General features: G+C 66.7%; 24 protein-coding genes. 12 read left to right on the forward strand and 12 right to left on the reverse strand.

The window, feature by feature from the left end:
* From GSQ76_RS07305 to mdoH, 3 genes are all read left to right on the forward strand, one after another.
* Complete coding sequence (locus GSQ76_RS07305) at nucleotides 1-1,218, forward strand: glycosyltransferase family 4 protein (RefSeq protein WP_158743251.1); 1,218 nt, start codon at nucleotides 1-3, stop codon at nucleotides 1,216-1,218.
* Between the two features lie 5 nt (nucleotides 1,219-1,223).
* Nucleotides 1,224-1,982 carry a PIG-L deacetylase family protein gene (locus tag GSQ76_RS07310; RefSeq protein WP_158743252.1) on the forward strand — a complete coding sequence of 253 codons (759 nt, stop codon included), beginning with the start codon at nucleotides 1,224-1,226 and terminating at the stop codon, nucleotides 1,980-1,982.
* 144 nt (nucleotides 1,983-2,126) lie between these two features.
* Nucleotides 2,127-3,971, forward strand: coding sequence for a glucans biosynthesis glucosyltransferase MdoH (mdoH, locus tag GSQ76_RS07315; protein WP_158743253.1), 1,845 nt, complete (start codon nucleotides 2,127-2,129; stop codon nucleotides 3,969-3,971).
* Between the two features lie 4 nt (nucleotides 3,972-3,975).
* Here mdoH and GSQ76_RS07320 read toward each other — a convergent pair whose 3' ends face one another.
* The 3 genes from GSQ76_RS07320 to GSQ76_RS07330 form a co-directional block, all read right to left on the reverse strand.
* Complete coding sequence (locus tag GSQ76_RS07320) at nucleotides 3,976-4,773, reverse strand: SGNH/GDSL hydrolase family protein (RefSeq protein WP_254070287.1); 798 nt, start codon at nucleotides 4,771-4,773, stop codon at nucleotides 3,976-3,978.
* A 123-nt stretch (nucleotides 4,774-4,896) separates the two neighbouring features.
* Nucleotides 4,897-6,345 (reverse strand): metalloprotease TldD, encoded by a 1,449-nt coding sequence (gene tldD, locus GSQ76_RS07325; RefSeq protein WP_158743255.1) that lies wholly within the window; start codon nucleotides 6,343-6,345, stop codon nucleotides 4,897-4,899.
* A gap of 70 nt (nucleotides 6,346-6,415) precedes the next feature.
* Nucleotides 6,416-7,489, reverse strand: a complete 1,074-nt coding sequence (locus GSQ76_RS07330) for a COX15/CtaA family protein (protein ID WP_174247302.1) — start codon at nucleotides 7,487-7,489, stop codon at nucleotides 6,416-6,418.
* Between the two features lie 81 nt (nucleotides 7,490-7,570).
* On the opposite strand from GSQ76_RS07330, the gene GSQ76_RS07335 reads away from it, so the two are divergent.
* Complete coding sequence (locus GSQ76_RS07335; RefSeq protein ID WP_158743256.1) at nucleotides 7,571-8,302, forward strand: glycosyltransferase family 2 protein; 732 nt, start codon at nucleotides 7,571-7,573, stop codon at nucleotides 8,300-8,302.
* A 26-nt stretch (nucleotides 8,303-8,328) separates the two neighbouring features.
* Nucleotides 8,329-8,937: a TVP38/TMEM64 family protein gene (locus tag GSQ76_RS07340; RefSeq protein WP_158743257.1), complete on the forward strand. Its 609-nt coding sequence runs from the start codon at nucleotides 8,329-8,331 to the stop codon at nucleotides 8,935-8,937.
* Here the strand turns inward: GSQ76_RS07340 and GSQ76_RS07345 are convergent.
* A complete protein-coding gene (locus GSQ76_RS07345) occupies nucleotides 8,934-9,689 on the reverse strand; it encodes a sulfite exporter TauE/SafE family protein (RefSeq protein ID WP_158743258.1) in 756 nt (251 codons plus the stop codon). The genes GSQ76_RS07340 and GSQ76_RS07345 overlap by 4 nt on opposite strands.
* A gap of 52 nt (nucleotides 9,690-9,741) precedes the next feature.
* Entirely contained in the window at nucleotides 9,742-10,170 is a 429-nt protein-coding gene (locus GSQ76_RS07350) for a hypothetical protein (RefSeq protein WP_158743259.1), read from the reverse strand.
* Between the two features lie 212 nt (nucleotides 10,171-10,382).
* Between GSQ76_RS07350 and GSQ76_RS07355 the strand changes: the two genes are divergently transcribed.
* Nucleotides 10,383-10,772: a DUF4112 domain-containing protein gene (locus GSQ76_RS07355; RefSeq protein WP_158743260.1), complete on the forward strand. Its 390-nt coding sequence runs from the start codon at nucleotides 10,383-10,385 to the stop codon at nucleotides 10,770-10,772.
* Here the strand turns inward: GSQ76_RS07355 and GSQ76_RS07360 are convergent.
* A complete protein-coding gene (locus GSQ76_RS07360; protein WP_158743261.1) occupies nucleotides 10,769-11,476 on the reverse strand; it encodes a pyridoxine 5'-phosphate synthase in 708 nt (235 codons plus the stop codon). The two genes, GSQ76_RS07355 and GSQ76_RS07360, sit on opposite strands and share 4 nt — an antisense overlap.
* A complete protein-coding gene (gene pdxA, locus GSQ76_RS07365) occupies nucleotides 11,473-12,450 on the reverse strand; it encodes a 4-hydroxythreonine-4-phosphate dehydrogenase PdxA (RefSeq protein ID WP_158743262.1) in 978 nt (325 codons plus the stop codon). Before pdxA ends, GSQ76_RS07360 begins: the two co-directional genes overlap by 4 nt.
* Nucleotides 12,451-12,547: 97 nt before the next feature.
* Here pdxA and GSQ76_RS07370 point away from each other — a divergent pair, with 97 nt between their 5' ends.
* The 5 genes from GSQ76_RS07370 (at nucleotide 12,548) to GSQ76_RS07390 (ending at nucleotide 15,674) form a co-directional block, all read left to right on the forward strand.
* On the forward strand, nucleotides 12,548-12,856 hold the full coding sequence (locus GSQ76_RS07370) for an accessory factor UbiK family protein (protein WP_158743263.1): 309 nt from the start codon (nucleotides 12,548-12,550) through the stop codon (nucleotides 12,854-12,856).
* A 152-nt stretch (nucleotides 12,857-13,008) separates the two neighbouring features.
* Complete coding sequence (locus GSQ76_RS07375) at nucleotides 13,009-13,515, forward strand: YbjN domain-containing protein (RefSeq protein WP_158743297.1); 507 nt, start codon at nucleotides 13,009-13,011, stop codon at nucleotides 13,513-13,515.
* Nucleotides 13,512-14,324 carry a pyrroline-5-carboxylate reductase gene (proC, locus tag GSQ76_RS07380; RefSeq protein WP_256366969.1) on the forward strand — a complete coding sequence of 271 codons (813 nt, stop codon included), beginning with the start codon at nucleotides 13,512-13,514 and terminating at the stop codon, nucleotides 14,322-14,324. Before GSQ76_RS07375 ends, proC begins: the two co-directional genes overlap by 4 nt.
* Nucleotides 14,325-14,367: 43 nt before the next feature.
* Complete coding sequence (locus GSQ76_RS07385; protein ID WP_158743264.1) at nucleotides 14,368-15,069, forward strand: TetR family transcriptional regulator; 702 nt, start codon at nucleotides 14,368-14,370, stop codon at nucleotides 15,067-15,069.
* A gap of 86 nt (nucleotides 15,070-15,155) precedes the next feature.
* Nucleotides 15,156-15,674, forward strand: coding sequence for a phasin family protein (locus GSQ76_RS07390; RefSeq protein WP_254070288.1), 519 nt, complete (start codon nucleotides 15,156-15,158; stop codon nucleotides 15,672-15,674).
* Between the two features lie 37 nt (nucleotides 15,675-15,711).
* Here GSQ76_RS07390 and GSQ76_RS07395 read toward each other — a convergent pair whose 3' ends face one another.
* The 3 genes from GSQ76_RS07395 to GSQ76_RS07405 are packed head-to-tail and all read right to left on the reverse strand — an operon-like array spanning nucleotide 15,712 to nucleotide 18,256.
* Nucleotides 15,712-17,037 (reverse strand): ATP-binding protein, encoded by a 1,326-nt coding sequence (locus tag GSQ76_RS07395; RefSeq protein ID WP_158743265.1) that lies wholly within the window; start codon nucleotides 17,035-17,037, stop codon nucleotides 15,712-15,714.
* Nucleotides 17,037-17,732: a response regulator transcription factor gene (locus GSQ76_RS07400; protein ID WP_158743266.1), complete on the reverse strand. Its 696-nt coding sequence runs from the start codon at nucleotides 17,730-17,732 to the stop codon at nucleotides 17,037-17,039. The genes GSQ76_RS07395 and GSQ76_RS07400 overlap by 1 nt, the downstream gene beginning before the upstream one ends.
* Nucleotides 17,729-18,256 (reverse strand): MarR family winged helix-turn-helix transcriptional regulator, encoded by a 528-nt coding sequence (locus GSQ76_RS07405; RefSeq protein ID WP_408836244.1) that lies wholly within the window; start codon nucleotides 18,254-18,256, stop codon nucleotides 17,729-17,731. Before GSQ76_RS07405 ends, GSQ76_RS07400 begins: the two co-directional genes overlap by 4 nt.
* Before the next feature lie 101 nt (nucleotides 18,257-18,357).
* Here GSQ76_RS07405 and GSQ76_RS07410 point away from each other — a divergent pair, with 101 nt between their 5' ends.
* Nucleotides 18,358-19,257: a branched-chain amino acid aminotransferase gene (locus GSQ76_RS07410; protein ID WP_158743267.1), complete on the forward strand. Its 900-nt coding sequence runs from the start codon at nucleotides 18,358-18,360 to the stop codon at nucleotides 19,255-19,257.
* On the opposite strand, the gene GSQ76_RS07415 is transcribed toward GSQ76_RS07410, so the two are convergent.
* Together GSQ76_RS07415 and GSQ76_RS07420 are read right to left on the reverse strand one after the other, a co-directional pair.
* Nucleotides 19,258-19,395: a hypothetical protein gene (locus tag GSQ76_RS07415; protein WP_158743268.1), complete on the reverse strand. Its 138-nt coding sequence runs from the start codon at nucleotides 19,393-19,395 to the stop codon at nucleotides 19,258-19,260.
* Nucleotides 19,395-20,702, reverse strand: coding sequence for a hypothetical protein (locus tag GSQ76_RS07420; protein ID WP_158743269.1), 1,308 nt, complete (start codon nucleotides 20,700-20,702; stop codon nucleotides 19,395-19,397). The genes GSQ76_RS07415 and GSQ76_RS07420 overlap by 1 nt, the downstream gene beginning before the upstream one ends.
* Nucleotides 20,703-20,705 lie beyond the last annotated feature (3 nt).

Consider the following 20,705-nt stretch of genomic DNA (forward strand, 5'->3'; position numbering starts at 1 on the left):
TTGCGAATTTGCTTCGTCTCCCGCCGGTTCTTCCCGGCGATCTCCGGCATGAGCGTGTATGCGCTGAACCTGCTGCGCGAGCTGGTCGCGGCCGGGCATGACGTCACCATGATCAGCCAGTATCGCGGGGACGCGCTGGGGATCCGGGTGTACGGCGGCGGCCCCCCGCCTCCGGTGCCCGGCGTGCGCGTCATCGGGCTGGAACAGGTGGGTGAGCAGGATCACGGCGATTTCGAAACCGACGTCGCCAACATGAAAGCGGCAATCCTGGCCGAGCATGCGCGCGAGCCGTTCGACATCCTGCATGCCCAATACGGTTATCCCTGCGGCTGGGCTGTGCTGGAGGCATCGCGCGAAACCGGCGTGCCCAATGTCGTGTCCATCCAGGGCGGCGATGGGCACTGGGTCGGGTCCTGCTGCGAAACTCACCGGATCGCCATGGTAAGGGTGCTGGACCACGCCGGGTCGGTGTTGATCGGTTGCCAGTCGTTTGCCGAGGAAGTCACCCACCGGCTGGGCACCGACCCGGCGCGGTTCACCATCGTGCCGGGCGCGGTGGACGTGAGCCGCTTCACCCCCGGGGATCGCTCGGCCGGTGGGCCGCCGGTGCTGCTGTATCACGGGCGGGTGGATGCGCGAAAAGGCGTGTTGGACATGCTGGACGCGCTGGCGCCCCTGGCGGCGGAGGGGTTGGCGTTCGAGTTGCTGATCTCCGGCATTGGGCCGACCTATGACGAGACGGCGGCCAAGATCATCGCGCTCAACCTTGGCGACCATGCCCGGATGACCGGGTATATCGACTATGCCGAGGTGCCGGAGCTCTATCGCAAGGCCGACATCTTCGTGTCCCCCACCTATGCCGAAGGGTTCTCCAACACGATCCTGGAGGCGATGGCTAGCCGGCTGGCAGTGGTGTCCTGCCGCTCCGTCGGGGTGATCGATTGCATTCGCGATGGCGAGAACGGGCTGCTGACCGATCCAGGTGACATTCCGGCGCTGACGGCGGCTTTGCGCACGATCATCACCGACATGGCCGAGCGCACCCGGCTGGCAGACGCCGGGTTCGAGGAATGCCGGCGGATCTATTCCTGGCAGGCAGTGGGGCGTCAGATCATGGAGGTGTATGCTGCGATGATCGGGTCGAGGCCGGATTTGGACTGGCCGGTGGAACTCCCGATAACGCCCTGTCGTTTCAGAGCCGAACCTCATCTACTGTAGGCCCCATGCCAACAGCACTGTTTATTTCGCCGCACCTCGACGATGCGATCTTTTCTGCCGGGGGATTGGCCGGGTTACTGGCTGATCGCGGGTGGAGAACGGTCCTGGTGACCGTGTTCACTGGATCGGTGGTGCCGGCGGCGGGGTTTGCGCTGGCGTGCCAGTTGGACAAAGGGCTGGCGCCGGACGTCGATTACATGGCGGTGCGGCGGGAAGAAGACCGGGCCGCCGCTGCAATTCTGTCCTTCACCGAAACGCGCTGGATGGGCCTGCTGGAGGCGCCGCATCGTGGTTACCATTCGGCGAAAGCCTTGTTCGGCCATGTGCTGAGCGAGGATAGCGTCGCGTTGGTGTTGACGTCGCAGATGCGGGCATTGCGGGCGGAGTTCGAGCCGACGCTGGTGCTGGCACCGCAGGGGCTGGGCAATCACGTGGACCACCAGCATGTCACCGCTGCGGTGGTCGAGAGTTTCCCCGCCAACCGGCTGGCATTCTACCGCGACACGCCCTACGCGATTCGGGAGGCAGAGGCGGTGCCCCTGCCCGTCCTGCCGGAGCAGGAGGAGGAATCGATCGATATCACCGCGGCCTTGGACCGGAAGATCCTCGCGGCGCAGGCCTATGCCAGCCAGATCGGGTTCCAGTTCGGTGGGGCGGAGCAACTTGCCCGCGCGCTGCGCAGCTTCGCCAGGCGGGAGGGTGGCGGGACACCGGCCGAGCGCTACCTCGGTGAGGGATTGGAGATGCTGGCGGACGCCGCCTAGCCGCGCCTTGGTTTGCTTTTCGGCCAGGCGATGGTATCCGCAGTCCTATTCCAACCAAGATGCGGCCACGCGCGGAACACATTGTCGTGCCATAACTACATGGCATTTCTGCGTTTCTCCAGCTGCCCCATTGCATAGGTCGAGATGATCCCAGCGCCCACTCATGCGGCCCCCGACCTTCTTCTAGCCCCCGCAGAAACGGCCCGGCTCCGCCCGACCTGGATATGTGCCCGCCGCCTGGCGTTCGTCGTGCCGGCCTTGGGCTTGCCTTTGCTGGCCACCGGGCTGGCTGCGGTGCTGACGGTGGGGACGCCGGCGGTGCTGCGGATTCCATTGTTGCTGCTGCTGTTCGCCAATCTGCTGTTCCTTGGCGTGACCGGCGTGCCCGGCGTGCTCGGTGCGCTGGCTCGTTTGTTCCGGCGCACCCGCCTCGTGGCAGCCGCCCCCGGGGGCGCGAGCCGTACTGCCGTGCTGTTCCCGGTCTACAACGAGGATCCGCAGGCGGTGTTCGCCGCGGTCGAGGTGATGGCGCGCGCCCTGATCGACCAGAAGATCGATCGCACCGACATCTTCGTACTCAGCGACACGCGCGACGCCGGTATGAGCGTCGATGAGGCAGCGTCCTTCGCCCGCGTGCACAAATTGTTCGGCGACCGGGTTCGCTATCGCCGCCGGCCCGACAATGCGCGGCGGAAGGTTGGCAACATTGCCGAGTTCTGCAGCGTATGGTCGGGCGCCTACGAGTACATGGTGGTGCTGGACGCCGACAGCCTGATGAGCGCCGAGACGATTGCCAGCATGATCGGGCTGATGGACGCCAACCCGCGCACCGGGCTGATCCAGACGGTGCCCTATGCTGTCGGGCGCGAGACGCTGTTCGCCCGCATCCAGCAATTTGCCGCCAGGTTGTACACGCCGCTACTGGTGGATGGCCTGGCGTTCTGGCAGCAAGACGACAGCAATTACTGGGGCCACAACGCCATCATCCGCATTGCCCCGTTCGTGGAGCATTGCGCGTTGCCGGTGCTGCCGGGCAAGGAGCCATTTGGCGGGGAGATCCTGTGCCACGATGTGGTCGAGGCGGGGCTGATGCGTCGCGGTGGTTGGCAGGTTTGGATGCTGCCGTCGCTCGGACAGAGCTATGAGGCGCTGCCGGCCAACATGGTCGATTTCGCCCAGCGGGAGCGGCGGTGGTGCCAGGGCAATCTGCAGCATCTGGGCGTGCTGCCGATGCATGGCCTGCGCCCGGTCGGTCGCTACCACATGGCGCTGGGCGTGCTGAACTACCTCTCGGGCCCGCTGCTATTCGCATTTACTGCGCTGGCGCTGCTGGATGCACTGTTGGGTGGGGAGTTCGTTGCGCGTTTGTTGGGCACTCCAGGGCTTGCCAGCGCCGGGTTTGTGCTGCTGACGTTCCTGCTGCTGTATGCTGCCAAGCTCTGCAGCCTCGGCATGGCACTGGCGGACGACGAGACCGCTGCGCTGTTTGGTGGCCGTGTGCGATTGCTGGCGAGCGCCCTGCTGGAACAGGCTTCGGCCATGGCCAGCGCGCCCGTACTGCTGATGTTCTACACGCGGTTTATTCTGATGATGGTGCTGGGCCGGTCCGTGCAATGGGATGCGCAGCCGCGGGACGATCGCGGCGTCGCCTGGGGTGAGGCGTTCCATCGCATGCGAATGCCGGCGCTCACCGGGCTGGTTTGGCTGGGCGTGGCGTTGACGGCGGGTGGCACGGTGCTTGGTTGGTCCGCCTCGCTGCTGCCTGGACTGCTGCTGGCGATCCCATATTCGGTGTTGACCAGCCAGCGCTCACTCGGGTTGGTCGCGCGGCGGTGGGGGCTGTTCCTGACAGAGGATGAGGTCGCCCCGCCGGCGATCCTGCGGGCCTATAACCGCGCGATGGCAAGCGAGACCACGGCCGCTACGCTGGGCGGCGGGCACCCGCAATTCGGATACCTGCACGCCGCAGCGAAGCCGGAGAACAGCTAGGGCGTTATTTCGAGGCGTGGACCGTAGGGTTGGCGACCGGGTTGCCCGATGCAGGGTTCGCCGAAGCTGGCGAACTGACGGCAGGCGTGGTGGTCTTCGCTATCGCCGGTGGGTCCGGCGCATGCAGCCCGGCGACGATGGCGGAGGAGAGTGCGTCCGCCGTACAGTGGTAGCCCAGATCGTTCATGTGGACGCTGTCGTCGGACAGGAACTGATCGTAATTGGCGCCTTCACGCTTCCAGCCATCCATCAGGGCGCCGCGCGAGAACAGGGACACACGGTATTGAACGGCCAGTTCCGACAGGATCCGCTCCAGCACCAGGTGCTCCGGTGAGGCGAGGATGTTCGGAGAACGCTGATTGTCCATCAGCACCACATCGATGTTCAGTGCCTTCAACCGCTCGATCCCGGTCGACACGAGCTTGCGGAACACTGCCGGGTCGGAATGCGCCATCGCACCATTGGCGCCGACCTGCCAGATTACGAGGTCGGGCCGGAGGGAGATGACGTCCTTGTCCATCCGCCCCATTTCCTCCAGCGCGTCCTCGCCGCCGATGCCGCGGTTGATGACCGCGAAATGCGCGAGCGGGTAGGCCACACCAAGGTCCGACTGGAGGCGTGCTGGGTAGGTGTTGGCCGGCGTCGTGGCGCGCCAACCCTCCGTGCTGGAGGAGCCGAGCGCCACGATCAGCACTTCCTTGTTGCTGGTCAGGCGCTTCTTGATCGCTGGGACTGCGACAGGGGGCGGGCTACTGGTGGGACACGCCCGCTCATCTGCGTGGGAGGGTGCCGATATCGCCAATCCAATGGCTGCACAGCACGATAAAATCGTCAGCTTTGAATACATGCCCATGCCAATCCAACGCGGGGTTTCGATAAAGATCCGTTCAAAAGGGTAGGATTATGCAATTTTGTAGCCAACGCTTTAAGCAGTGCCACCGATCGTTAGCCCCGATAGCTTGATCGTCGGCTGGCCCACGCCGACGGGCACGCCCTGCCCGTTTTTACCGCATGTGCCGATCCCGGCATCTAGGGCGAGGTCGTTGCCGATCATGGTCACCTTGGTCAGCGCATCCGGGCCGTTGCCGATCAGCGTGGCGCCTTTCACCGGGGCGGTCACCTTGCCATCCTCGATCAGGTAGGCCTCGCTGGCCGAGAAGACGAACTTGCCCGAGGTGATGTCGACCGAGCCGCCGCCGAAATTCACCGCATACAGGCCGCGCTTCACCGACTTGATCATTTCCTCGGGCGCGTAGGGTCCGGCCATCATGACGGTGTTGGTCATCCGCGGCATCGGGGCGTGGGCGTAGGATTGGCGGCGACCGTTGCCGGTGGGGGCGACACCCATCAGCCTGGCGTTCAGCCGGTCCTGAATGAAGCCCTTCAAGATCCCGTCCTCGATCATCACCATCCTGCCGGAGGGCGTGCCCTCGTCATCGACCGTCAGGCTGCCACGACGGTCCGGCAGGGTGCCGTCATCGACCACGGTGACGCCAGGGGAGGCGATGCGCTGGCCCAGCAAGCCAGAGAAGGCGGAGGTCTTCTTGCGGTTGAAATCGCCCTCGAGCCCGTGGCCGATCGCCTCATGCAGCAGGATGCCAGGCCAGCCGGAGCCGAGCACGACCTCCATCTCGCCCGCTGGAGCAGGGCGGCTCTCGAGGTTCACCAGGGCCTGGCGCAATGCCTCATCCACGCCAGCGCGCCAGGTTTCGGGCGTCAGCAGGCGGCTGTAGCCGAAGCGGCCCCCCGTGCCGTGGCCGCCGGTTTCGCGGCGCCCATCCTGTTCGACGACGACGGAGACGTTCAGCCGGACCAGAGGGCGTAGATCGGCCACGCGGCGGCCATCGGCGCGCATCACCTGCACGGCCTGCCACTCGCCATACATCGTAGCCATCACCTGTTTCACCCGCGGGTCCTTGGCGCGGGCGTAGGCGTCGATCTCGGCCAGGATGGCGGTTCGGGCGCCGAATTCCATCTCGCCCAGCGGGTTCACGTCGGCGTAGAGGCGGGCGTTGCTCGCGCGCGGCGGCTCGGCGGCCACGCCGCTCGCCCCAGCACGGACCGCGGACACGGTGGCCGCGGCCCGGCGCAGCGCGGCTTCGGACATTTCACCGGCATGGGCGTAGCCGGTTTCCTCGCCCAAGATCGCGCGCAGGCCGAAGCCGGAGCCACTTTCGAATCCGGCATGGCGAATGCGGCCGTCATCCAGCGAGATCTGCTCGCTCTCCCGGTATTCGAGGAACAGCTCGCCATCGTCGCAACCGGACAGCGCCTCCGCCACGATCCGCTCGGCGGCGCCGCGATCGAGCGCGGCGTCATCCCGCTCGAAGAACAGGCGGTCGGTCTCGGCCAGGGGGGAGAGCGATGCTGACATGGCGGATCCGATCAGGAAATGAGATGGTTCTGAGAATATAGGATGCGGCAGCCAGCACGAAAGCCGCCGGTCATGGAAGGCGGCGGTCCAAATGGATCGTGACCGTCAGCGCCGTCAGCAGCAAGACCGCAACCGCTTGGTGGGACACGGCAAGGTCGATTGGCACCATGCCCAGCAGGGTCGCGATGCCGAGGCTGTATTGCAGCAGCACCAGCCCCCCCGTCGCCAACACCGCCAGGCGCACGATGCGCGGCAGGGCGGCGCGCAAGCCGACTGCGACGGTGGCCAGTACGGCGATCGCGGTGCCGGTGGCAAGCAGGCGATGGTCGAACTGCACGGCGGCCAGGTTCTCGGTCCAGTTGCGGAGGAACGGGTGCAGGTCGGCGTAGTCGGGTGGCACCAGGCTGCCGCCCATCAGTGGGAAGGTGTTGTAGATCAGCCCGGCATGCAGCCCGGCGACGAAGCCGCCAGCAACGATGGTGACTGGCAACAGGATCGCGCACAGCAGACCCAGCCGGCGGAAAGCGCGGCTGCTGGCGATGCGGCGGCTGCCGGGTCGCAGCACGCCCAAGGCGGTCCAGAGGATGGCGACATACAGCGCCAAGGCCAGCACCAGATGCGCCACCAGGCGATAGGCGGACACCGCCGTGCTGTCGGCGGCGAAGCCGGAGGCGACCATGAACCAGCCCACCGCGCCCTGCAGCCCGCCCAGCACGAAGAACCCGAGCAGCCGCAACCATAGATCGCGGCGGATAGCGCCGCGCAGGCCCAATACGATCAGCGGGACGATGAAGACGATCCCGATCAGCCGGCCCCACAGCCGGTGCGTCCATTCCAGCCAAAAGATGTGCTTGAACCCGGCCAGACCGAAGCCCTCGTTCACCAACTGGTACTGGGGGATCTTCTGATACAGGGCGAACAGGCGCTGCCACTCTGCATCCGACCAGGGAGGCAAGGCGCCGGAGACCGGGGCCCACTCCATGATCGACAGCCCCGATCCAGTGACGCGGGTCGCGCCGCCCAGGACGATCATCACCAGCGTCATCGCGCAAACCGCGAACAGCCAGCCGGACACCATCAACCGGTCCTGCCGGTCCCGCGGAGTCTCCAGCCGCGTCTGCCGGCTATCCAGGTCGAACGGCATCCAGCACCTCTATCCCCAGGCTTTTAACCTCTGGCCACGGCTTGCCGGCATGATCGCGTGAGTGCTACCTGCCGCGGCCCGATGACCCAACCCATCTATACCCTGTCCGTAGTCGTCCCGGTACGCAACGAGGCAGATAATATTGCCCAATTGGTGGCTGAGATCGAGGCCGCGTTGGCGACGGTCCTGCACGAGATCGTATACGTGGATGATGGCAGCACCGATGCAACCCCACAAAAACTGCTGGAGGCGCAGGCTACCGCGCCAGTGACCATGCGCCGCCATCGGGTCAGCTGTGGGCAGAGTGCCGCCATCGTCACCGGCGTGCGCGCCGCGCGTGGCACCTGGATCGCGACGCTGGATGGCGACGGGCAGAACGATCCGGCGGATATTCCGGCGCTGCTGGCCCGCGCCCAGGCCATGACGGATCTGGTGCTGATCGCCGGGCATCGGGTGACCAGGCGAGACACGCAGACCAAGCGCCTCGCCTCCCGCCTCGCCAACGGCATCCGCAAGCGGCTGCTGGGGGATGCGACGCCGGATACGGGGTGCGGGCTGAAGCTGTTCCGCCGCGACGCATTCCTGGCGCTGCCGCATTTCGATCATATGCACCGGTATTTGCCCGCGCTGTTCATCCGCGCGGGCGGCCGGGTCGAGTCGGTGCCGGTGAATCATCGCCCCCGGACCCGCGGCACCTCCAATTACGGTACGCTGGACCGGCTGTGGGTCGGCATCTTCGACCTGGCCGGCGTCTACTGGCTGCAACGCCGCGGCAATCAGCCAGTGGTCGAGCCGGTGGAGGACGGGCGCTGAGCCTGCTGGGGCAAAGCGGGCGGGTGATGTGGAAGCCGGCGCTGTTGCTGGGCGGGCTGCTGCTGGCCGGTCTGGCACTGCGGAGCGGGTGGGGTCGGGATGCGTTGGACGCCCCGGCGCAGGCGGGTCCGACCGTGTTCGTGCTGGTGGGCACGTTGGCCTGCGCGGTCGGCGTGCCGCGGCAGGTGGTGGCGTATGCCGCGGGGCTGGGGTTTGGCACCTGGGCCGGCTGCCTGTTCGCGCTGCTGGCAGAATTGGGCGGCTGCGCGGTGGATTTCCTGTGGGCGCGGCTGGTGGCGCGGCAATGGGCGATGCGGCGGATCAAGGGGCGGTTGGCCCGGCTGGACCAGCAGCTCAGCCGCCACCCGTTCGGTGCGACGCTGACGCTGCGGCTGCTGCCGGTGGGCAGCAACATCCTGCTGAGCCTGCTCGCGGGCGTGTCCGCGGTGGCGATGGCGCCGTTCCTGTTGGCCTCCGCGATCGGCTATTTGCCGCAAACCATCGTGTTCGCCTTGCTGGGTGGCGGGGTGCGGGTCGACCGGAACGAGCAGTTGATCCTGGCCGCGGTGCTGTTCGTCGCCGCGACGGTGCTGGGATTGTGGCTGATGCGCCGGATCCGCGCGCTGCCGGCCTAAAACAGATAAGCGCGGGCAAAGAACGCCACCGTCATGGCAGAACAAAGCCCGATGATCATGCGGCGCAGCGTCACCGGGTCGGCGGACCGGGCCAGCCGGGCGCCCCCGTAGCTGCCGAGGATCGCGGTTGCCCCCAGCACCAGCGCCGGCGCCCAGGCGACTCGGCCGGCGATGATGAAGCACAGCACCGCGGTGGCATTCGCCGCCACCACCAGCAGCACCCGCGCCGCGTTCATCGCGCGCAGGTCGCCGGTGCCGAACAGGCTCCAGACCGCCATCATGGTGATGCCGACGGCGCCGCCGAAATAGCCGCCATACATGCCTAGCACGAACTGAGCTGCCAGCAGGGCTGCCGGGCCCAGCGTGATGACCCGGCGCAGCCGCGCGCCCGCTTGGCGGCCGAATGTGAATGCCAGGGTGCCGAATAGCAGCAGCCAGGGCAGTAGCGCGCCGAAGGTGACATCCGGCGTTATCAACAGGAGCAACGCACCCGCCAGGCCGCCGCCGACGCTAGTGGCGGCCATCGCTGCCCAGCCCACGCCCTCGAACGGGCGCAACCCGGCGCGCATCGTCCAGGCGGCGGCCAGGCTGCCGGGGAATAGCGCGACCGTGCTGGTGGCGTTGGCGAGCACCGGGGGAACGCCTGCCGCCACCAGGGCAGGCAAGGTGACAAATGAGCCGCCGCCTGCCACCGCGTTCATCGCCCCGGCTAGCAGACCCGCGCCTGCCGCCGATAGGATCGCCATGTTCATGTCACGAGACTGCGCCGCGGGGCAGCCCTCGCCTAGCCAACGGGCCGCGCGATTACAGTGTGGACAGCCTTGCAAACCCTGCATCGGTAAGACTGACGCCGGCGCGGCCAATGCCTTGGGCAAGCAACTGCTTGCGCTTAAGCCGGAAGACCGTCTTGGTGAACTCATCCTCGCCACCGAACATGCGCCAGCTGGCCCAGATGATGTTGCCAGCGACGGATTGGCCGGGCCGTGCGCCCAGGCCGCGGAAGACGCTGAGCATGCGGTCTTCCTGGAGGTCGAATTTGGCTTCCTCGCAGAGCCGTGCGGCCTCCCGCTCCTCCTCCTCAATCGCGTGCAGGCGGGCGACGGCGTCGGGGAAATGACCAAACCCGCGCAGGGCGCCGGATCCGTCGCGCAACGCATCCATCAACCGGCCGTAATCCGCCGAACCCACACCGGGTTCGATCAAGACCAGAGTGTCGTGTGTCGAGGTCATCATTGGCCATCGAGGTGGTTCGGCACAGTCTGACTAATACTCCGGTTGCAAGGCGTTAAATGTAGAGTATTTCCCGAAGTTTCGTTGCGATTAGAGTGTCAACGATGTTTCGACGCACCGTCAATCCGATTTTTCGCGTCGCGTCTTGACCCTCTGCCCAGCCCACATCAGATGCGCCGGGCCCGAAACGCGCCGAACCTGGGGGGATGCCGCAGATGCCAGCCGCCTACTACACGCAACCACACAGCACATATGGTCTCAGCCCCGCCATGCGGCTCGCCCGCATGCGGCGAATCGCATGGTTGGTCGATGCCGCGTTCCACATTCCTGGCACGAAGTTTCGATTCGGATTGAACAGCGTGATCGGTCTGGCGCCTGGCGCGGGCGATGCCGTTCTAGGGCTGATCTCGCTCTATATCGTGCAGCAAGCGCATGCGATGGGCGTGCCGAATGCCAAGCTGGCGCGCATGCTGGGCAATATCGTGCTGGAAGTCGCTGGCGGATCCGTCCCGATCCTCGGCGATATGTTCGACGTCGCCCTGAAGGCGAACCTACGCAACATCCGCATCGTGGAGGAGCATATAGGCCCCTCCGCCGGGCGCTAACGCGCCTCCGCGATCAGGGTGCGGAAGCAGTGCACGACCGTGGTCAGGCCGTCCATGATGGCCTGACCGATGATAAAGTGCCCGATGTTCAGTTCCACCACTTCAGGGAAGGCTGCGACGGCCTGCACGTTGGCGTAGGTCAGCCCGTGCCCGGCGTGGCATTCCAAACCCAGCCCGGTGGTGGCTGCGGCAGCGTTGCGCAGGCGCTCCAGTTCGTTTGGTTTGCCCTCGGCATAAGCGCCGGTGTGCAGTTCCACGATGTCGGCCCGCAGCGACGCGGCGGCCTGTAACTGGCGGATGTCTGGGTCGATAAACAGCGAGACGCGAATGCCTGCGGCCCGTAGCGCCGTCACCATCGGGCGCAGTGCATCGATCTGGCCGGCGGCGTCCAGCCCACCCTCGGTGGTGACTTCGGCACGGCGTTCCGGAACGATGCAGGCGGCGTGGGGGCGAACGCGGATGGCGTTGGCGACCATCTCCTCGGTCGCGGCCATCTCCAGGTTCAATGGTTTGGTAATGGCCGCCTTCAGCCGGTCGATGTCGGCATCGCGGATGTGGCGCCGGTCCTCCCGCAGATGGGCGGTGATGCCGTCAGCGCCGGCCTCGATCGCCAACAAGGCCGCGGCCACTGGATCCGGGTGCTCGCCACCGCGGGCGTTTCGCACCGTGGCCACGTGGTCGATGTTGACGCCCAACCGGATCATGCTGCCGTCCTTCGATGTGCTAGTTCCGCCGCCATCCGAATCGCCGCGATGAGGCTGCCCGGGTCCGCCACGCCCTGGCCTGCGATCCCGAACGCGGTCCCATGGTCCGGCGATGTGCGGATGATCGGCAAGCCCAGGGTCACGTTGACGCCACCCGCCATGTCCAGTGTCTTCAACGGGATCAGCGCCTGGTCGTGATACATGCAGATCGCGGCGTCGTAGGTCGGGCGGGCGGCGTCGGTGAACATCGTGTCCGGCGGATAGGGGCCGGTCGCGTCGATCCCCTCCGCCTGAAGCGCGGCGATGGCGGGGATGATCGTCTCGATCTCCTCCACTCCCATGGCGCCCTGCTCGCCAGCATGCGGGTTCAGCCCGGCCACGGCCAGGCGCGGCGCGGCGATGCCGAAATCGCGGCGCAGTGCGGCGTGGGTGGCGCGGGCGGTGGCCAGGATCGCCTCGGTCGTCACCCCCTCCAGCGCGCGGCGGAGGGAGACATGGATCGTGACCGGCACCACCCGCAAATGGGGACAGGCGAGCATCATGACCGGCGTCCCGCCCGTGAGTTCGCCGAGGAACTCGGTGTGGCCGGGATGCGGGAAGCCGGCCTGATACAGCACGGCCTTACTGATGGGATTGGTGACCATCGCCCCCGCCTCGCCTGCCTGCACCAGGCGCACGGCGCGTTCGATGCTGGCGATCACCGCCGGGGCGTTTGCCGGGTCGGGGCGGCCGGCATGGGGAATTTCGGGCAGCGACAGCGCGAGCACGGGCAGCGCGGAGGCGAACACGTCGGCCACCTGGTCCAGCGACTTGATGACGGCCATCGGCACGTCCAGCGCCCCGATCCAGAACGGGTCGGCGATGATGGCAAAGCCCGGCCCGGCGCCAGCGAGCGCGCGCCAGGCCTTGGCCGTGATCTCCCCGCCGATACCGGCCGGGTCGCCCATGGTGAGCACGAGTGGTTTGCCGGACATGATGGTCGCCATACGCGGCACCCAAACACATCCACCCCGCCGTGCAAACTGCCCGAACTATGCCTATATCGCATTCCGGACCAGGAGAGACCTCGCCATGACCGAACGCCCGCGTTTCTTCGACGACCTTGCCGGCGTGGCCGGCGGCGCCTTTTCCGCGCTGACGGGTCTGCGTGACGAGGCCGAGGCCACGATTCGCGCCCGCCTTGACGAGGCAATTCGCAAGCTGGACCTGGTGCGACGAGAAGATTTCGAGGCAGTCGAAGAAATGGCCGCCCATGCCCGCGCGGGCCAAGAAGCCGCTGAGGCCCGCATCGCCGCGTTGGAGGCACGAGTCGCAGCCCTCGAATCCATCGCCGGCGTGGAAGTGGTGGACCCGGAATTCCCCGACCCGAACGGCATCTGAGCGCAACTGCAGCAATCCGTGTTGCGGCCCTGCTGCGAGTGGGCTTGCAGCAGTGGTTTGTGCCCCGGTAGTCTCGTCACGTATCGAGTCGAAGGCGCAACCCTCTGACGCCGATCAATGTTAGGCCTTCCTCCAGGATGGGAGACCCCATGATGCCGACCGTCCAATCCCTGACAACCAGCGACCATGCCGCGAATCCTCTCGATGCGCTTGAACGGATCGTTGGCGATAATGACTGGGCCTTCGATCGCCGTAGCGAGGGCGAGATGGCTGCCGAGGCACCTGGCAAGTGGTGCGATTACGGGCTGTATTTTTCCTGGTCCCGTGAAATCAGCGCGATGCATTTCACCTGCGCATTCGACCTGAAGGTCCCGGCCAACCATCGCACGGCGCTATACGAGTTGTTGGCCCTGGCGAATGAGAAGCTGTGGATCGGCCATTTCGGCATGGATAGCGATGACGGGATGCCGCTATTCCGCCATTCCGTGCTGCTGCGCGGCGCCCGTGGCGCCTCCGCGGAGAGCCTGGAGGACATGGTCGACATCGCCATCACCGAGTGTGAGCGGTTCTACCCGGCGTTCCAGTTCGTCCTTTGGGGCGGCAAGACGCCGACCGACGCATTGGCCGCCGCCATGCTGGAGTGTGTGGGCGAGGCGTGACCTCGTCCGGGCCGCTGCCCTCGGTTCTGCTGTTGGGCGGGGGGAAGATGGGCGGCGCCATGTTGAATGGCTGGCGTCGCGCCGGGTTGGGGCCGAGCTATGTGTTGGACCCGGGTCCCACCGCCGCCGGACTGGCTGGCGATCTTGTGGCCGTCGTGGCCGAGGCCGCTTCGATCCCGGCCGGGTTCCGGCCCGATGCGGTGGTATTGGCGGTGAAGCCGCAAATGGCGGATGTGGCACTGCCCGGCATCGCGCCATTCGCGGCCGAGGCGCTGGTGGTATCGATCATGGCGGGTCGCACCAGCGCCGGCATCGCAAATCTCACCGGGGCGTCTGCGATCGTGCGGGCCATGCCGAACACGCCGGCAGCGATCGGCCAGGGCTTCACCGCCGCATTCGCCGGCCCGGGCGTGTCGGCGGCGCAGCGCAGCCTGTGCGATGGGCTGCTGCAATCGATTGGCGAGGTGGCGTGGGTGGAGGACGAATCGCAACTCGATGCGATCACCGCGACCTCGGGCAGCGGGCCGGCCTACGTGTTTCTGCTGGCCGAATTGCTGGAGGCGGCGGCGATCGAGCAGGGCCTGCCGCCGGACCTGGCGCGGCGGCTGGCGCGGCGCACGGTCGCCGGGTCGGGCGCGCTGCTAGCGGCCGGGACGGACGACGCGGCGATCATGCGCCAGGCCGTCACCAGCCCGGGCGGCACCACCCAAGCCGCGCTAGGGGTCCTGATGGCACCCGCGGCATGGCCCGACGCGATGAGCCGTGCTGTGGCCGCGGCAACGGCACGGTCACGCGAGTTGTCGTCGTAATGTCTCTGGCCGGGTTTGCAAATCCGGCCTACGGCGCCACGTGATGAATATGAACGATACCGAATTCGATACCGCCCTCGTCGCCGCCGCTTTTGCCCAGGCCGCCGAAACCGGTTGGTCGGGGCTGAGCATCGTGGAGTCTGCCCGCCGCGCCGACCTGCCGCTGGACCGGGCGCGCATGCGCTTCCCCGGTCCGGCCGCGGTGCTATACCGTTTTGGCGTGATGGCGGATGCGGCCGCCCTGGCCGAGCCGACCACCGAAGCCACCCCGCGGGAGCGTATGTTCGACCTGCTGATGCGCCGGTTCGACGTGCTGCAGCAGCATCGCGAGGGCATGGTCGCCCTGATGCGGGTGCTGCCAACCCAGCCGTTGCTGGCCATGACGCTGGGCGCAGCGACATTGCGCAGCATGGCCTGGATGCTGGAGGCGGCGGGCTTGCCCGCCGGCGGACTGCGCGGGCTGGTGCGGGCGAAGACGCTGGTCGGCGTGTGGCTGTATGCCCTACGCGCCTGGAAGAACGACGAGAGCGCCGACCTGGCCGGCACCATGGCCGCACTGGACAAGGCCTTGGATCAGGCCGAACGCGTGTTCGATTTGGTGGCGTCAAAGACCAAGATGGAGGTTGATGACCCGCTGGAAGGCGTGGTCGATCTGCCGCCCGACCCGGACGAAGTCGCCGACCGGATGGTGCAGTCCAACCCACCACCGCCGCCTGCTGCCGAGCCCCCTGGATCGCCCGCCTAGCCCGATTGACCGCGCCTTCACCTAGGCCCAACCTAAGCTAGGACAGCGCATTAGAACGCTGCCGAACCCCAGGAGGAAACGCGGCGATGAACGACGATTCGACCACAAACCCCTCGAGCAGCACACACGCTGGCGTGAACGCTGCCAAGATGATCGGTGACAGCATGAGCAGCATGGGCACGAATGCAATGAACGAATTCACGCGGATGTTTGCCGAGATGAAAGTGCCGCCGATGCTGGATATGGAGGCATTGCTCGCCGCCCATCGCCGAAACTTGGAAACGCTGTCCGCCGCCAATCGCCTGGCGCTGGAAGGCGCCCAGGCCGTGGCCCGGCGCAACATGGAAATCATGCAGCAGACCATGGCGGAATTGACGGAGGGCATGCGCTCCTTCACCGCCGGGGAGCCGCCGCAGAGCCGGGCTATCCGCCAAGCGGATATGCTGAAGAGCGCCTATGAGCGCGCCGTCGCCAACATGCAGGAAATCAGCGATCTGATTCAGCGCTCGAACGGCGAGGCACTGGAACTACTCAACAAGCGGTTCACCGAAGCGGTGGACGAAGTGAAGACCATGGTTGCCAAGGGCCAAGTCGCGAGCGAGTAGCCGTCGGCGCTGCTGTAACTCCCTTCCATCGTGGGGGTTACAGCGGCAGCCGGATACGGGCGCGCAATCCGCCCATGGCGCTGCTTTCCAGTAGGATATCGCCACCATGTGCGCGCACGATGTCGCGCGCGATAGTCAGCCCCAGGCCAGTGCCGCCACCGCCGGTTTCGAACGGGCGAAATACGCTTTCGCGGCGATCGGGCGGAATGCCGGGCCCGTCATCATCCACCAACACCTCGACATTCCGCTCGTTCGGCTGGGCCGACAGGGCGATCCGCCTTGCGTGGCGACGCGCATTATCGACCAGGTTCGTCATGGCCCGACGTAGCGCATCGGGACGCAGCAGCACCTCCAGCCCATTTGGGGCGTTCAGCGTGACGTCGGCACCAGCGCGGCGGGCGCCGGCAGCCACGTCACGCAACATCGCGGATAGATCCACCGGCCGCGCCTGTTCCAGCCCCTCACCCCGGGCAAAGGAGAGGTAGGCGCCGATCATGCGGTCCATCTCCTCCACGTCCCCGGTCATGTCGGCGACGTCCTGCTTCAGGCCCGGGGTGGGTGGCAGCATGGCCAGCGCCAGGCGCAGCCGGGTGAGCGGGGTACGCAGGTCGTGGGAGACGCCAGCCAGCATCTCCGTCCGCTGCGTCAGGAATCGGCTGATACGCGCCTGCATGCGGTTAAAAGCCGCGGCGGCCTGCCGCACTTCGGACGCGCCCTCCAGCTTGATGGCCCCGCGGTCGCGCCCCATGCCGAATGCCTCCGCCGCACCGGCCAAGCGGCGTATGGCGCGCACCTGGTTGCGCATGAACAGCGCTGCGATGCTGAACAGCAGCAATGCCGACCCAGCCAGCCACAGCACGAACAGGTATAGGGTGGAGGTATAGAGGCGCTTGCGCGGCGCCTGCACCTTCAGCACCCCGTCCGGCAGCTGGACGTGGATGTCGACGTTTCGCGGATCGCTGGTCCAATCCATCGTGTAGGGGCGGTGCACCTTGTCCTCCAACGCCGCCGCCAGGTCGTCATCCATGGGGCCGAGCTGGTTGATCCAGGGCCGCGCTGCAATCTGCTCCCCGGGCGCGAAGGTCATCGGGACCTCTAGCCGATGCAGGGCGGAAAACAGAATCCAGTCGCGGTTTTCCTTGCCGGGGAAGCGGTGCATCAGTTCGATCGCCTGCGACACCTCGCCCGCGATGGCGAAGGCCAGCCGGCGAGATGTGACGTCCAAATAGCTGCCATAGAACACGGTGAAGGCGACGGCCTGCAGCAGGACCAACGGCAGGAGGATGATCAGCAGGCTGCGGCCCAGCAGGGAGCGGGGCAGCGGCAGCACGCGCTTCAACCCGGTTCGCACGCGCATTCGCATCAGGTGCCCGGCTTCAGCACGTAGCCCCGGCCGCGTACGGTGTGGAGAAATCGCGGCTCCCGTGGGTCGACTTCCAGCTTGCGACGCAGCCGGGTCACCTGGACGTCGATCGCGCGTTCGCCCGCCTCGTCCATGCCCAGGGATTGGCCGATGCCTTCGCGCGACAGGACCTCACCGGGGGTGCGTGCCAGCAGGCCCAGCAACGCCGCCTCGCCGCCCGTCAGATGCACGATGCCCTCGTTGCCCACCAACTCGCCCCGCTCGATATCGAAGGTAAGCGTGCCGAGTTGAACGATCCCGGGGGGCTCCGCAACGGTGGTGACCCGGCGCAGCATGGCGCGGATGCGTAGCACCAACTCGTACGGGTCGAACGGTTTTCCCAGGTAATCGTCGGCCCCGGCCTCGAACCCGGCGATCCGGTCCTCCGGCGCGCCGCGGGCGGTCAGCAGCAGGATGGGGATATCGGATTTCTCCCGCCGCATCGACTCGGTCAGGTCCAGCCCAGTTTCGCCGGGCATGCTGACGTCCAACACCAGCAAGTCCGGCTGGACGGAGCGCATTTTCGACCGCGCGTCCGCCGCCGTTTCGGCCATGGTGACGCGAAACCCGTTTTCCGCGAGGTAGCGTTGCAGCAGGCGGCGGAGGCGATCGTCGTCATCCACCACCAAAACATGCGCCTGGGGCTGGCCGCTCACTCGCGGTTCACCCGGTCGATATAGGCGCGGGCCGAGCCATCCATCACGGCGCGCATCACGCGGCCGAAGCCTTCGACCGCCGGGCCGCCAGCTTCCCGATACGCCGTGGCCAAGCGTTCGCGCTGTTGCTCGAACAATCGGCGCTCCAGCGCTTGGCCCTCGACGGTTAGGCTCAGCAGGCGTTGTCGCCGGTCCTGGCGGCCGGGCGTCTGCGCCACGTAGGTCTTGTCGACCAATTCGTTCAGCACCCGGGCCAGGCTCTGCTTGGTAATGCGTAGGATCGACAACAGGTCACCCACCGTCATCCCGGGGTTGCGGCCGATGAAATGCAGGGCGCGGTGATGCGCCCGGCCGAGGCCGAGTTCTTCCAGGATGACGTCTGCCGCGCCGGTGAAATCCCGGTAGGCAAAGAACATTAAATCCTGCGCGAGACGTATCTGTTCCTCCCGCAGGAACAGCAGAGATGCCCCCGCCTGGGGGGTTCCGACGCGGACAGGTGGCCGCTCGGCCTTCATTCCGGACATGGCTGGTCTTCGCTCCCATTGGGACAGGTTTCTTGACGTAACGAAACTCTTCTCATAGCGTCGGCCGTGTTGAAGCAATAATCTTACTCTGGAAGCGGTAGATGGCACTCATTCCTTTCGACGACCGAGATGGCCTGATTTGGTGGGACGGCGAAATGGTCCCCTGGCGCGATGCCAAGCTGCACGTATTGTCCCACGGCCTGCACTATGCCAGCGGCGTGTTTGAAGGCGAGAGGGCATATGCGGGCAATATTTTCATGCTGCGCCAGCACAGTGAGCGGCTGATCCAGTCCGGGCGCATTCTGGGGTTCGAAATTCCATGGACGGCGGAGGAGATCGACGCCGCCTGCCAGCAGGTGATCGCGGCCAATGGGCTGGTCGACGCCTATATCCGCCCGATCGCCTGGCGCGGGTCGGAGCAGCTTTCCGTCTCTGCCCAGCAGACCAAGGTGCATCTGGCGATCGCCTGTTGGGCCTGGCCGAATTTGTTCGGGAATGACCGGATGAAGGGCGTGCGCCTGGGCATTGCGGAGTGGAAGCGCCCGTCGCCGGAGACAGCGCCGACCGCATCGAAGGCAGCCGGGTTATACATGATCGGCACGTTGGCCAAGCATAGGGCGGAGGCCGAGGGCTGGGATGACGCGCTGATGTACGATTGGCGCGGCCAGGTGGCGGAGGGGACCGGGGCGAATATCTGCTTCGTCTTCGATGGGGAGGTGCATACGCCGACGCCGGAGGGCTTCCTGGACAGCATTACCCGCCGGGCAGTGACGGCGTTAGCGCATAAGCACCAGATCAAGGTGGTGGAACGCGCGATCCTGCCGGACGAGTTGGCCCGCGCGACCGAGGCGTTCCTCGTGGGCACGGCGGCAGAGGTGACTCCGGTGCGGCAGATTGGGCCGAACCACTACACGCCGGGCCAAATCACCAACACGCTACTGACCGAGTATGACCGGCTGGTGCGGATGAGCCCGGCGGAGGTGGCGAAGATCGCGGCCTAGCTACGGTTGCTTCGGCGGCGGTTCCGGTTTGCGCGGAACCGCCTGCCCGCCGGTGGGGTCGGGCGGCCCGGCGCCCTCGGCCCCGGCGGTGTCGGCGGCATCGGTCTCGGGGAGGATCGGCTTGGCTGGGTCCGGCATCAGGCGATGACGCGGACCAGTCGCCGCACGTTCATGACGGCGAAGGCCGGGGGCAGCAGCACCAGCCAGGCGATGCGCGCGCCGTAGCGATCATGCGGGCCGGACAGCGCCCCCGTCCCGAAGGCATTGGCCAGCACGCCGATTAGCACCATCGCGATCAAACCCAGCAGGACACGATCGCACCGCCAGGCCCGGGGGACCAGCGCCACCGTCCCGGCCACGCCGCAGCATAACAGCAATAGCGTGGTAAGCCGCAGTGGCGATGCGAGAGCGGGCAGTTCGCCGGCCCGCTGGCGGCTGGCGAGAAAGCGATCCATCTCGGCAATTGGAAAATAGGTGCGCAGCATCGGCCCCACCGTCGAATCCAAATGCTGCGGCCCCAGGGTGTCGCCCACCTCCACGTGCAAAAGCTGACGGCCCATATTGGCGATGGCGTGGCCCAGCGCCTGCACGGGCTCGAACCGCAGGGTTGCGGCGACGATGCGCGCGGCCTCTGGCGCGACCAGCAGCGGGCCGGAATTATTGCCCCAGATCGGTCCATCCGGGTGCCACAGAAAGTCATCGCTATCCATGGGCATCCGGTCCGACCACTCGCACATACGGTAGCCGATGGCGGGGCAGACGCTGCGCAGATAGTCGGCAGCCGGGCCGTCCGCCTGCAGCCGCGCCAGCGCGAAGACCGAGCCATAGGGCGACACGCCGAGCACGCCGTTGCCGACCCAGTTGCTGCCCAGCAGCCAAACAAGCGCCAGGATCAGCGGCGCCGCACACATGAAGAATCGGCGTGGCCGCAGCGCCAGCACCACGACCAGGCACCCCGCCGCCAGCACCAGATGCGCCAGATGCGCCGCCACGGCTACGGTCCCAAGCACCAGGACCGCCGCCGACAGCCCCCACCCGAATCGTCCCCAGCCGAGCGCGAACAGGCACAGCACGACCAGCGGCGCGAAGACATCCGGCATGACCAGCGGCACGAACCAGGGTGCGGCACTGCCGACCGCCAGCAGGCCGCACAGCCCTAAATGCCGCCATGGGCCGGCAACGCCAGCGACGCGTGCGGCCAGCCATAGCATCGCGCTGGTTACGATGGCCTGGCCGACCGCCACACCCCACAGCGAAATGCTCCAGTGCAGCAGCAAGATCAGCGGGCCGTACACCCAGGGCTTATCCCAACCGATATCCGGCTTCAGGCCCATATCGGCCAGCCCGGCCGTATCGCTGAACACCAGCGGATAGCCGTTGAGCAATGCTGGCCAAACCAGCAGGACTGCCCCGGCCGCAACCGAGGCGACAGGCCACGGGCGCACCGC

The organism is Acidisphaera sp. L21 (genome assembly GCF_009765685.1).
GTDB lineage: Bacteria > Pseudomonadota > Alphaproteobacteria > Acetobacterales > Acetobacteraceae > LMUY01.